This window comes from Goekera deserti (assembly GCF_010685995.1).
GTDB lineage: Bacteria > Actinomycetota > Actinomycetes > Mycobacteriales > Geodermatophilaceae > Goekera > Goekera deserti.
Map to the genome: position 1 here is coordinate 1 of NZ_JAAGWK010000027.1, position 12,164 is coordinate 12,164.

Annotated in this window: 11 protein-coding genes and 2 pseudogenes; 8 read left to right on the forward strand and 5 right to left on the reverse strand. The window is 74.7% G+C overall.

Features of this window, described 5'->3' with window-relative positions; all coding sequences use genetic code 11:
• Window positions 1-523: ATP-grasp domain-containing protein (locus tag G1H19_RS18345; protein WP_204282701.1), on the reverse strand; the 523-nt coding region annotated here is incomplete at its 3' end.
• A 175-nt stretch (window positions 524-698) separates the two neighbouring features.
• Here G1H19_RS18345 and G1H19_RS18350 point away from each other — a divergent pair.
• The 4 genes from G1H19_RS18350 (at window position 699) to G1H19_RS18365 (ending at window position 5,443) form a co-directional block, all read left to right on the forward strand.
• Entirely contained in the window at window positions 699-1,790 is a 1,092-nt protein-coding gene (locus G1H19_RS18350; RefSeq protein ID WP_152730564.1) for a glycosyltransferase family protein, read from the forward strand.
• A gap of 317 nt (window positions 1,791-2,107) precedes the next feature.
• On the forward strand, window positions 2,108-3,475 hold the full coding sequence (locus tag G1H19_RS18355) for a cytochrome P450 (protein ID WP_235927958.1): 1,368 nt from the start codon (window positions 2,108-2,110) through the stop codon (window positions 3,473-3,475).
• Between the two features lie 94 nt (window positions 3,476-3,569).
• Entirely contained in the window at window positions 3,570-4,940 is a 1,371-nt protein-coding gene (locus tag G1H19_RS18360) for an amino acid permease (protein WP_152730565.1), read from the forward strand.
• Window positions 4,941-5,161: 221 nt separating this feature from the next.
• On the forward strand, window positions 5,162-5,443 hold the full coding sequence (locus G1H19_RS18365; protein WP_235909912.1) for a zinc-binding dehydrogenase: 282 nt from the start codon (window positions 5,162-5,164) through the stop codon (window positions 5,441-5,443).
• A 73-nt stretch (window positions 5,444-5,516) separates the two neighbouring features.
• Here the strand turns inward: G1H19_RS18365 and G1H19_RS18370 are convergent, their stop codons facing one another.
• Complete coding sequence (locus G1H19_RS18370; RefSeq protein WP_152730567.1) at window positions 5,517-6,680, reverse strand: FAD-dependent monooxygenase; 1,164 nt, start codon at window positions 6,678-6,680, stop codon at window positions 5,517-5,519.
• 31 nt (window positions 6,681-6,711) lie between these two features.
• Window positions 6,712-7,356 carry a TetR/AcrR family transcriptional regulator gene (locus tag G1H19_RS18375; protein ID WP_152730568.1) on the reverse strand — a complete coding sequence of 215 codons (645 nt, stop codon included), beginning with the start codon at window positions 7,354-7,356 and terminating at the stop codon, window positions 6,712-6,714.
• A 308-nt stretch (window positions 7,357-7,664) separates the two neighbouring features.
• Between G1H19_RS18375 and G1H19_RS23545 the strand changes: the two are divergent.
• The 4 genes and pseudogenes from G1H19_RS23545 to G1H19_RS18395 all read left to right on the forward strand — a co-directional run.
• A pseudogene (locus G1H19_RS23545) lies at window positions 7,665-7,853 on the forward strand (recombinase family protein); the annotation flags it as partial.
• A gap of 313 nt (window positions 7,854-8,166) precedes the next feature.
• A complete protein-coding gene (locus tag G1H19_RS18385) occupies window positions 8,167-8,628 on the forward strand; it encodes a VanZ family protein (protein WP_152730569.1) in 462 nt (153 codons plus the stop codon).
• A 92-nt stretch (window positions 8,629-8,720) separates the two neighbouring features.
• Window positions 8,721-9,047, forward strand: a complete 327-nt coding sequence (locus G1H19_RS18390) for a hypothetical protein (RefSeq protein ID WP_162392793.1) — start codon at window positions 8,721-8,723, stop codon at window positions 9,045-9,047.
• Between the two features lie 221 nt (window positions 9,048-9,268).
• Window positions 9,269-9,952: pseudogene (locus G1H19_RS18395) on the forward strand (YihY/virulence factor BrkB family protein); the annotation flags it as partial.
• Here G1H19_RS18395 and G1H19_RS24185 read toward each other — a convergent pair.
• Both G1H19_RS24185 and G1H19_RS18400 read right to left on the reverse strand, forming a co-directional pair.
• Window positions 9,901-10,032 carry a hypothetical protein gene (locus G1H19_RS24185; RefSeq protein WP_268895430.1) on the reverse strand — a complete coding sequence of 44 codons (132 nt, stop codon included), beginning with the start codon at window positions 10,030-10,032 and terminating at the stop codon, window positions 9,901-9,903. The pseudogene G1H19_RS18395 and the gene G1H19_RS24185 sit on opposite strands and share 52 nt — an antisense overlap.
• Before the next feature lie 95 nt (window positions 10,033-10,127).
• Window positions 10,128-12,113, reverse strand: coding sequence for a cation:proton antiporter domain-containing protein (locus tag G1H19_RS18400; protein ID WP_202925816.1), 1,986 nt, complete (start codon window positions 12,111-12,113; stop codon window positions 10,128-10,130).
• Window positions 12,114-12,164: the final 51 nt, after the last annotated feature.

Genomic DNA, 12,164 nt, shown 5'->3' on the forward strand with positions numbered 1-12,164 from the left:
TGGTGCCGGTCAGTGCGGTGCCGGCCGGGGTGGGGCCGGCCGGGGCGAGGCCGGCCGGGGCGAGGAACTCCTCGACGAGCAGCAGCCGCCGCGCCTGGCTGTACACCCACTCACCGCGCTCGGGGAACAGCGGTTCGTCCAGCCAGCCGGTGGTGACCCGGCGCAGCTGGGCGAGGTCCGGGGGGCCGGTGCCGACGTGCACCCGGATCGTGCCGTGGTTGGGCTTCAGCACCCACCGCTCGGGCAGGTCCACCCCGGCCAGGGCCGCGACGTCGGTGCCGGTCCAGAGCACCCGGGGTGCCGGCAGGTCGGGGCACACCTGGGCGGCGTAGGCACGCATGGCGAGCTTGTCCCCGAGCTGCCCGACCAGTGGCCGCCGGTCGTGCAGCACCCGCCAGTTGACCTTGTCGGTGAAGGTGACCGGCCGCCGGTCGCGGGGCAGCCGGCCGTGCGCGCGGCGGAACAGCACCGCGCGCTTGGCGGCCAGGGGCAGCCGGCGGACGACCGCCGCAGGCAGCTGCACCCCGCACCGCCTCCCCCGCGTGCCGCAGCGTGGTCCCGGCCGGCACCGGGCGGCGCGGCACAATCGCCCCCGCGCCGTCGGCGCGTGCCCGCACACCGTAGGAGGAGCCCTGTCCCCGCCGTCCCCCGGCCCTGCCGCAGCCGGCCCCCCGACCATCGGGCCGCGGGTGGGCATCGTGGCCAAGGACCCGTGGCACCCGGCGATCCGCCGGGAGCACCGGATCGCCACCGAGCTGGTGCGCCGCGGCATGCCGGTGGACTTCGTGCAGGCACCGGCCGACGTGCACCGGGTGGTCCGGGACCCCGGCAACTGGGCCGGGCACCTGGCCCGGGCGCGCTGGGCGGAGGCGGCGCCCGGGGTCCGGGTGACCGAGCGCTCCACCGTGCTGCCCGGGCACCGGCACCGGCTCGCCGAGCAGCTGGACGCCGGGCTGCTGGCCGGGTTCCTGCGCCGCTCGGGCTGGGCGCCGCAGCTGAGCGTGCTGCTGTTCCCGTGGGACTGGCGGGCGGCGCGGCGCCTCGGCGGGCAGCGGGTGTTCGACTGCACCGACGACTGGGCGCGGCTGCTGCCCCGGGCCCGCGGGCTGCCCGACCAGCTGCGCCGGATCGCCGACGAGGCCGACGAGGTCGTCGTCGTCAACGGGGTCCTCGGCGAGCTGTTCCCGGGGCGGCGTCCGGTGGTGGTGCCCAACGGCACCGACGAGGCGCTGCTGGCGGCACCCCGCAGCACCCCCCGGCGGGCGCGGCACGCCGTCTACGTGGGCAGCATCGCCGAGCGCTTCGACGTCGACCTGGTGCGTGCGGTGCTGACCAGGCTGCCGGACTGGACGGTGCACGCCTACGGCCAGCTGGTGTTCCCGCAGTCCGCCCGCGCGGCGGCGGCCCGCTTCGCCGCGCTGGAGGCCGAGACCGGCGGGCGGTTCCGGTACCTCGGGGAGCTGCGCCGCGAGGAGCTCCCCGCCGTGCTGGACGGCGCGAGCGCGGGCCTGGTGCCCGACGTGGCGGCGAGGGCGCTGGGCCAGTCGTCGATGAAGACCTACGACTACAGCTCCCGCGGGCTGCCCGTCGTCGCGACGGCCGGGCACCTTGAGCACTCCAGCGACCCGCCGCCGCACGCCTACGTGGTCGACGGCGCAGCCGCGACGGCCGAGGCGCTGGTGGCCGCCGGCGAGGAGCCGGCCGGCTGGGCGGCCGAGCGCGTGGCCTGGGCCGCCGCCCGGACCTGGCGGCACCGCACCGACGCCTGGCTGGCCGCCGCCCTGCCCTGACCCCGCCCCGCCCCCGTCCCCAGCCACTTCCGCGGAAACGGCCCCCATCACCGGCCACTTCCGCGGAAAGGGCCGCCTCCCCCGGCCACTTCCGCCGAAACGGCCCCCATCACCGGCCACTTCCGCCGAAACGGCCGCCGTCGTCCCCGGCCGTTCTCGCGGAAGGGGCCGCTCCCGCGCAGGCCATGGTCACGGGAGGAGGGGTCGGGGCGCCCCGGGCGTGCGGCGGGTCTCCCCCGGCGGGTGGTCGGTGTCCGTATCGTGTGCCACGGGCATCCGAGCCCGGCCAGCCCCGCCGGACCACAGGAGACGCCGCTGTGACCAGGCCGGACGACGCGTCGCTGATCGGGCGCGGGCACAGCTGGCGGGCGCGGCGGGCGGGCGCCCGCGCCCCGCGGCGGACGGGGTCCCAGGTGCGCGCACGCACCCGGGCGTGGCTGGCCGGGCTGGTCGTGCGGCGCATCCAGACCAAGGGCATCGACCTCACCCAGCTCTCGTTCATCCCGGAGCCGACCAAGGTCCCGCTGCAGCGCGACGGCGTCGACCCGCTCCCCCGGCTGGCCGAGCTGCGCGCCACCGACCCGGTGCACCGGCTGGACCTGCCGTTCGACTTCGCCGTGTACCTGATCACCGGTCAGGACGAGACCCGGGCGGTGCTGGCCGAGCGCACCCGCTTCAGCAACGACATCCGACACCTGTTCCCCGGCACCGGCCCGGCCAACGCCGGGGACATCGGCGGGCTGGGCTTCGCCGACGCGCCGGTGCACACCCGGCTGCGCAAGATCCTCACGCCGGAGTTCACGATGCGCCGGCTGGCCCGGCTGGAGCCCGCGATCGAGGCCACCGTCGCCGCGCGGCTGGACGCCCTGGCCGCCGCGGGCCCACCGGCGGACCTGGCCCGCGAGCTGTCGTTCCCGGTGCCGTTCCAGACCATCTGCGAGCTGCTCGGCCTGGACCTGTCCGACCGGGACGAGTTCGCCCGGCTGGGCAGCGCCCGCTTCGACGCCACCGGTGGCGCCGCCGCGGCGTTCGGCGCCGTGTCCGTGCAGCGCGCGTTCCTGATGGACGCCGTGGCCCGCCAGCGGGTCGAGCCCGGGCCGGGCCTGATCGGGCAGATCATCCGCGAGGAGGGCGACGCCATCTCCGACCGCGACCTCGCCGGCCTGGTGGACGGTGTGTTCACCGGCGGCTACGAGACCACGGCGGGGATGATCTCGCTGTCCACGATGGTGCTGCTGCGCGACCCCGCGTACGCCGCCGTCGTCCGGGACGGCACCCGCGCGGAGGTCGACCGGGCGGTCGAGGAGCTGCTGCGCTACCTGTCGGTGGTGCAGGTGGCGTTCCCGCGTTTCGCCCGGGAGGACATGGACCTGCTGGGCACCCCGCTGCGCGCCGGTGACGTGGTCATCGCCTCGCTCAGTGGCGCCAACCGCGACCCGTACTCCGCCGGCGCCGACCCCGACGCCTTCGACCCGGCCCGCGTCCCGACCAGCGGCCACCTGGCGTTCGGGCACGGCGTGCACCGCTGCATCGGCGCGGAACTGGCCCGGATGGAGCTGCGCATCGTGCTGCCGGCCCTGCTGCGGCGCTTCCCCGACCTCGCCGTCGCCGTCCCGCAGCAGGAACTGGCGTTCCGCCAGCTGTCCTTCGTCTACGGCGTGGACGAGCTGCCCGTCACCTTCTAGTCCGGCCCCACGCTCGACTGTCGGGACGGCGCCGAGCCCGTCATGCTCGTCGCCTGCGGACCGACGGTCCGCCCTCGACGAGCAGGGGGACGCCATGACAGCCGCGCCGGACACCGAGCTCAGGAAGGGCCTCAAGCAGCGGCACCTGACGATGATCGCCATCGGCGGCGTCATCGGAGCGGGGCTGTTCGTCGGCTCCGGCGTGGTGATCAACGACGTCGGCCCGGCCGCGTTCCTGACCTACGCCGCCACCGGTGTGCTCATCGTGATGGTGATGCGCATGCTCGGGGAGATGGCGACGGCGCACCCGTCCACCGGGTCCTTCGCCGACTACGCGCGGCAGGCCCTCGGCGGCTGGGCGGGCTTCTCCGTCGGCTGGCTGTACTGGTACTTCTGGGTCATCGTCGTCGGCTTCGAGGCCGTCGCCGGCGCGAAGATCCTGGAGCGCTGGCTGGACGCCCCGCTGTGGCTGATGGCGCTCGTGCTGATGGTGCTGATGACGGCTACCAACCTGTTCTCGGTGAAGTCCTACGGCGAGTTCGAGTACTGGTTCGCCGGCATCAAGGTGGCCGCGATCTGCCTGTTCATCGTGCTGGGCGCGCTGTTCGCCCTCGGTGCCTGGCCCGGCCGGGACGCCGACTTCTCCAACCTCACCGACACCGGCGGCTTCCTGCCCAACGGCGCCGGCGCGATCTTCTCCAGCATCGTCGTGGTCATCTTCTCGATGGTCGGGGCGGAGATCGCCACCATCGCCGCCGCGGAGTCCGACGACCCGGAGCGGGCGATCGCCAAGGCCACCAACTCGGTGGTGCTGCGCATCGCGGTGTTCTTCGTCGGCTCGGTGTTCCTGCTCGCCGTCATCCTGCCGTGGGACTCCGAGGAGGTCGGCGCCTCGCCCTACGTCAGCGCGTTCGACGCCATGGGCATCCCGGGCGCCGCGGACATCATGAACGCCGTCGTGCTGACCGCGGTGCTGTCCTGCCTGAACTCCGGGCTGTACACCGCCTCCCGGATGATCTTCGTGCTCGCCGCCCGGGACGAGGCGCCGGCCCGGCTCACCGCCGTCAACCGCCGCGGCGTGCCGGTCGGGGCGATCCTGCTCAGCACCGTGGTCGGGTTCCTCTGCGTGATCGCCGCCTACGTCTCGCCGGACACCGTGTTCCTGTTCCTGCTCAACTCCAGCGGCGCGATCATCCTGTTCGTCTACCTGATGATCTGCATCAGCCAGTTCGTGCTGCGCCGCCGCACGCCGCCGGAGCAGCTGACGGTGCGCATGTGGGGCTTCCCCGTGCTGACCCTGCTGACCATCGCCGCGATCGTCGCCGTCCTGGTCGCGATGGGCACCGACGCCGCCACCCGCTCCCAGCTGGTGCTGAGCCTGGTCTCCTTCGGCGTCGTCGTCGGGCTGTACCTGCTGACCCGCGGCCGGTCCCGGGCCGCGGCCCGGCAGCGCGAGCTGCGGTGACGGTCGGGCCGGTCGTCCGCACGGCGCACCCGCCGGCCTCCTGCTGACCGGGCCGGGCGGGCGCGCGGCGGGGCAGGATGGGGCGTGGCCGAGACCCCCGCCCCGCAGCCGTCCGCACGCTCGCCGTGGCCCGAGCCGCCCACCGGCCGGGCGGACACCCGGGACACGTTCCAGCTCTCGACGCAGGTGCTCGGCAAGCGCTGCTCAAGGACACCGGCCCGATGATCCCGGCGTTCTTCGCCCTGGTCGCGCGGCTGGCCTGGTGGGACCTGCTACCCAACCGTCACGGCGCCAGTTTCTACAACGTCTGGGCCGGTCACCTCACCCGCCCCCGCCGCTTCCGCACACGATTGCGGGCCGACCTGACCGCTGTCCTCCAGCTCCTCGCCGACGGCACTCTCACCGCCCAGGTCGCCGCGTGCTTCCCATTGACCGAGGCAGCCCAGGCCATGCAGCGCGCCGAGTCCCACACCGCCCTGGGCAAGGTGGTCCTTCGACCCTGACGCCGGCTCGACAGGTTCTGCGGTCTGTGACGCCGAGCGCGGCCAGCGCCTGCGGCGCGGCCACCAGCGCCGCTCAGGCCCGGGTGGTGGGCAGCAGGGACGGGTAGTCGGCGAGGGTGATGTTGGAGGCAGGCCTGTCGATGATCTTCATCAGGGGCCCGACGAGTGAGAGGGAGGAGAACATCAGGTTCCGCACCCAGATGCCGGGCCGGGTCCTTGGTGCGAGCAGCCGGCCCGCGTTGACCTTCTGTGAGACCGCCGCGTAGCCGCGGATGGCGGCTTCGTAGGACCGGAAGGCCTTCTGGTGGTCACCGTCGGCGGTGGCGAGCTCGCCGGCGAGGACGTAGGCACCGACGAGGGCGAGGCCGGTGCCGAACCCGCCGAGCGCGTTGCCGTAGGCGGCGTCGCCGAGCAGGACGACGCGGCCGGTGGAGTAGTGCTCGACGGTGGCCCGGCTGATCGAGTCCAGGTAGAACTCCTGCGCCGCCGGAACCTGGGCCAGCAGCTCGGGCACGCGCCAACCGCTGCCCGCGAAGGCGTCGATCAACTGCCGCTTCTGCGCCTCGACGTCGTCGCGGGCGGTTGGCGGCTGGTCGGAGGCGAAGACGAAGAAGGCGGGCGCCTTCGGTCCGCCGATGGCGACCATCCGACCGGGCTCGTTGTACATCATGTCCTCGGGGCCGGTGTCCAGCTTCGCCAGCACGTAGCAGAAGCCGAGGTGCTCGACGTAGGCGGACTCAGGTCCGAAGGCCAGGGCGCGGACGTGGGAGTGCATGCCGTCTGCGCCGACGACGATGTCGAAGGTCTCCGGCGCGGACCGGGCGAAGGTCACGTCGACACCGGTGTCCGTCTCGGTCAGCGAGGTGATCGAGTCGTCGAAGACGTAGCGGCAGGTGTCGGCGGTCAGGTCGTACAGGATGGCGGCCAGGTCGCCACGCGGCACGTTGATCTCCCCGCCCGCGAAGGCGCCAGGGATGGTGCCGACCTTGCGGCCTGAGGCGTCGACGGTGATGCCGTCGGCGTTGGGGACGTGCGCGGCTGCTACGGCGTCGAGGATGCCCATCCGCGTCAGCACCGTCCGGTGGACCGGTCCTTTGAGGTCGACGGCCTGCCCGCCTCGGCGGATCTGGTCGGCCTTCTCCACGACGGTGACGTCGTAGCCGTAGCGGTGCAGCCAGAAGGCCAGGGCCGGGCCGGCGATGCTGGCTCCGGAGACGAGGACGCGGGCTGTGGTCATGTGCGCTCCTTGGTCGTGGTGTGCGTGGTGGTCAGTGGGGCGTCGGTGCCGAGCCGCGGCCGGCGAAGGCGCGGCTCAGGTCGGTCAGGGCGATCCGTGCCACGGCTCGTATCCGCTCCGCCGCCATGTCCTGCGGGGCGCGGTCGAGCACGCTGTGGCCGATCAGGTCGTGGACGTGCGCGATGGCAGCGACCAGTGCGGCGGCGTGCGTGTGTGCGACGACTGCCGGCAGGCCCGGTGCGGTGTCGCGGACGGCGGCGGCGATGGTGAGTGTCTGTCGCTCACGCTCTTCGAGGGTGAACCGTCGCAACGTCGCGCTGGTGACGCTCTGCGCCATGAACTCACCGCGAGCCTGGGTCAGGTCGCTGTGGCGGTAGCGGTCGATGTCGGCCAGCAGCAACGGTGCGAGCGCCTCGGCAGGAGTGACGTCTTCGCTGCGACCGCGGATGGCCTGGTCGTACCAGCCGCGGATCTGCTCGGCCATGTCGAGCACGAGCTCCTGCTTGGCCGCGAAGTAGTTGTAGACCGTCTGATCCGACACCTCGGCCGCCCGAGCGACGTCGACCATCGACACCGCGTCGTACCCCCGCTCGGCGATCAGCACGGCGGCGACGTCAGCGATGCGTTGACGGGTCTGGAGCTTCTTGCGGTCCCGGAGGCCGAGTTGGTCGGGCATGAAGTTAGAGTGCATCTAACTTTTGGCAGAGTCAAGAATCCGCCTCGTCGAACATGCAGGCCTGATCGTGAGCCGCCCGTGGATCGCTCCGCCTTCGCGGTCGGGTCACGCGGCAGCAACACGCTCGGCGTCTCAGGCTCTGACGTGCCTGTAGCCGACCGTCGACCGACACATGACCTTGGCGGCGTCGGCGCGGTGAAGGGCCAGGACAGACTGTCCCAACAGACCCGTCCGAATCGTTGTCCCACTGAGGTACCTCATACGGCACACGCGCCCCCGTGACCGGACTGAAGATCGACTACGCCCGGGTGTCGACCGTCGAGCAGGACCTCACCGCCCAGCGCGACGGCCTGGCGGCGCCCGGCGTCGACGCCGAGCGCGTCCACGTCGACCACGGCCTGACCGGTACCAGCCGGCTGCGACCCGGCCTGCGCGAGGCGCTGGCCGCCGGCCGCGCCGGGGACACCCTGGTGGTCACCGAGCTCGACCGGCTCGCCCGGTCGCTGCGCGACGCCCGGGACATCGTCGAGGAGCCCACCAGTCGCGGCGTGCGCGTGCAGCCCGGCGGCTCCGTGCACGACCCCACCTCGCCGAGCTGTTCGGGGTCGGACGGTCAACCGCCTACCGCGCCTGTGAGCGAGCCGCCGCCGCTGGCCCTGGCGCACCGCAGGCCACGTAGCCCTGCGAGAACCGGACCACGTACCGCTGCGGGTCACAGACGGGGCCCGTCCAGGCAGCACCCGGAGTGCTCACAGGATGCTGGCAGGCTGCGTGGAGGTCGCCCATCGGCGGGTGGGCGACGGTGGTGCCATGACCACCGACACGCGTCCCGGGCCCCGGGTCACGACCGGCCGCCCCGCGGCACCCGACGACGGCAGCCGCGCCGGCCTCACCGCCGCGGTGCTGCTGGCCGCCGGCGTCGTCGCGCTGCTGACGCTGACCCCGGCGGGCCGCGGCTACGCGTTCGGCGACCCGGTCACCGAGCTGCGCTGGTACGCGGCCGGGCTGGACTCCCCCGGCACGCTGGCCCAGCTGCTGGGCAACCTGCTGCTGCTCGCCCCGCTGGCCGGGCTGGCGGTGCTGCGCTGGCCCGCGCTGGGCCGGGGCGGCCGGCTGCTGGCCGCGGCGGTGACCGCCGGGGCCACCATCGAGCTGCTGCAGTGGACGCTGTCGCTCGGGCGGGTCGTCTCCCCGCTGGACGCGCTGCTCAACGCCACCGGCGCGGTGCTGGTCGGCGGCCTGGTGGCGGCCTCCCGCCGGCTCCGGGCCTGACCGCCCGCGCCCGGCCGCCTGACCGCCCGGACCCGGCTGCCGGGGCCGGACGGCGACCCACGAGCACGGCCCGCGTCGGGCAGACTGACGCCGTGCCCACGCCGCCCGCCGACCGGCCGCCGGCCCGCGGCGTCCTCCGGCTGCTGAACGGCGCCGACGGGCGCGTGCTCTGCCTGGCCGGGGACGTCGACGAGGCGACGGTGCACGCCTTCACCGACCGCTACGGCCGGGAGCCCGCCCGGGTCGACGTGGTCGACGCCGGGTCCGCGACGTCGCTGTCGGCCCCCGCGCTGCAGCTGGTCCTGGACCACCTGGACGCCGCCGGACTCGCCGGCCGGCCGGTCGCGGTGCACGGGTCGCCGGTGGTGCAGCGGCTGCTGGCCGACGTCCGGCCGGGTGCGGCGCCGCCGCAGGACTGAGCGACCGGCAAGCGCTGGTTTGCGGCTCGCCCGGGCACGCGGTGGGATGTGCCATGGCGGTGGCCCGGGGCGCGTCGGCGATGACGACCGGGCCGGCCGGGCCGACTGGGCCGGCCGGGCCGACCGGCGGGAGCGACGCGGGCTCGCCGAGCAGCATCCCGGCGGCCGGCTGGCGGCAGGTGCTGCGGCGGGTGCTGCGGCACGTCATGACCGACCGGCTGATGGTGCAGAGCGCAGCGGTGGCGTTCTTCGCGGTGCTGTCCATCGCCCCGGTGCTGGTCACCGCCATCGCGGTGTACGGCGCGGTGAACACCCCGGAGCAGGCCGGGGAGCAGCTGTCCCGGGTGGCCGGGATGCTGCCGCCGGACCTGGAGCCGATGGTCGCCGACCAGCTGACCACCATCACCGCGGCCTCCGCCCAGGTGCTCACCGTCCGCGGGCTGACCGGGCTGGTCGTCGCGCTCTGGACGGCGACGACGGCCGTGACGTACCTGGTGGACGGCCTGACCCTGGCCTACCACGAGACCGAGACGCGGGGCTTCCTGCGCCGCAGCGGCCTGGCCCTGGCCCTGGTGCTCGGCGGGGCCCTGCTGCTCGGCGGGGTCATCGTGGGCACCGGCCGGCTCGCCAGCGCGCTGGACGGCGCCTCGCGCGGGGCGCACACGGTGGCGACCGTGCTGACCTGGGCGGGGGCCGCGGCGCTCATGGTGCTGGTGCTGGCGGTGCTGTACCGCGTCGGGCCCGACCGGGAGCAGGCCCGCTGGCGCTGGATCACCCTGGGCGCCGCCGTCGCCACCGGGCTGTGGCTGGCCACCACGGTGGGCCTGTTCGCCTACGTGCAGAGCCTGGGCAGCTACGAGTCCACGTACGGCCCGCTGGCCGGGGTGGCGATCAGCATGCTGTGGCTGTGGATCAGCGTCTTCCTCGTCATCGTGGGCGCCGCGCTGAACGCCGAGACCGAGCGGGAGACGGTGCGGGACTCCACGGTCGGCCCGGAGCAGCCGCTGGGCGACCGGGGGCGCCGTCGTCGCCGACAGCGCCCCGCCCTACTCCTAGCGGCCGGCCCCGGAGCGGACCGGATCAGCGCACCTGCACGGCCGGCAGGCTGTCCACCGTGGTGCGGTCCAGGTAGCAGAAGCCCCAGTCCTCGCCCGGCTCGACGCTGGCGATCAGCGGGTGGCCAGTCGCGTCATGGTGGGCCCGGGCGTGCCGGCCCGGGGAGGAGTCGCAGCAGCCGACGTGCCCGCAGTGCAGGCAGATCCGCAGGTGCACCCAGGTGGCGCCCTCCCGCAGGCAGTCCTCGCAGCCCGGCGAGGACGGCAGCACCGGGCGGGACTCACTGCCGTGCGGGCAGGCGTCGTCCGGCCAGGTCCAGTCCACGACCCGGGCGGTGTCCACCACGGTCGGCCCGGCCGGCGGGCCGACCAGCTCACGCAGGACGGCGGTGCGCAGCCGGTCGCCGCTGGCGCGCAGCGGTGTGACCACGTGGCTGGCCCCGGCCAGGTGCAGCTCGGCGACGTCCTCGCCGTCGACCGGGCGCACCATCACCGGTGCGTCGGTGAGCCCGCGGACCACCGCGGCGACTCGGACCGACTCCTCCTGGTCGTCCTCGGCGATGACCACCAGCCGGGCCCGGGCGGTGCCGGCCAGCTCGTGCAGGGTGCTGCGGCTGGGGTCGCCGGGCACCACCCGGTGCCCGGCGGCCTCGCCCTCCCGGGCGCCGTCCGGGTTCAAGGTGGTGAGCACCACCGGCACGCCCCGCGCGGCGACGTCGTCGGCCACCGCCAGCGCGGCCGCGCCGTAGCCGATGACCACCACGTGACCGGTCAGCTCGCCGTGCCCGGCGCCGTCCGGGTCCGGCTCCCCGGCCGGGCGCGCGGCGGCGGGCAGCACCGCCACCCGCCGGGCGGCCGCGGCCAGCAGCGGGGTGGCGGCCATGAGCAGCACGGTGGCCGCGATCAGCGCCTGCCGCCCGGAGTCGGCCAGCCCGGCCGGGCTGAGCCCGGCGTCCTCACCGACGCTGAGCAGCACGAAGGAGAACTCACCCACCTGCGCCAGCAGCAGCCCCCCGGCCAGCGCCGTGCGCCAGTGCGCCCGGACGGCGAGCAGCGCCACCGTCGTGCTGAGCACCTTGACCACCAGCACCGACACCACCAGCAGCAGCACCAGGGGCAGCTGGTCGAGCACGAAGCCGACGTCGAGCAGCATGCCGACCGAGACGAAGAAGGCCGCCGCGAACAGCACCTGCAGCGGCAGCACCTCGCCCAGGGCGTGCGCGGACTGCCGGCTCTCGCTGACCAGCAGGCCGGCGAGGAACGCGCCCAGGGACACGCTGACCCCGGCCAGCGCGGTCAGGTAGGCGGTGCCGAAGCAGATGGCCAGCACGGCGAGCAGGAACACCTCCGGGGAGCAGGCGCGGGCCACCTGCTCCAGCAGCGGCGGCACCAGCCGGCGGGCGGCGACCAGCACCGCGACCACCACCGCCAGCGCGGTGCCCAGCGCCCGGACCAGCCCCCACGGGCCCGAGCCGTCCCCGTCGCCGAGCAGCGGGACGACGAGCACCATGGCCACCACGGCGAGGTCCTGGAACACCAGCACCGCCAGCGCGATGCCGCCCAGCCGGCTGCCGGACCCGCCCACCCGGGGCAGCACCGCCAGCACGATCGCGGTGGAGGACAGCGCGACCAGGAAACCGGTGAACACCGCGTCGCCCCAGGTCGCCCCGGTGAGCGCCACCACGGCGGTGCACAGCAGCGTGGCCAGCAGCACCTGCAGCCCGCCGCCGACCAGCACGTACCGGCGGATGGCCATCAGCCGTTCCAGGCTGAACTCGATGCCGATGGTGAACAGCAGCAGCACGACGCCGATGTCGGCCACCGACGTGACGGCCTCCTCCTGCGGCACCAGGCCCAGCTGGGTGGGCCCGATCAGCACCCCGGCGAACAGGAAGCCGACGATCGGCACCACCCGGGCGCGCACGCTCAGGTAGCCGGTGACGGCGGCCGCGACGACGAGGGCGGCGGTCGGGGCCAGGTACGCGGGGACGTCGCCCGCGGCGAGGATCACGAGGCGCATCCTCCCCCGGCCCGACGCCATGCGGGTAGGACCGGCGGACGG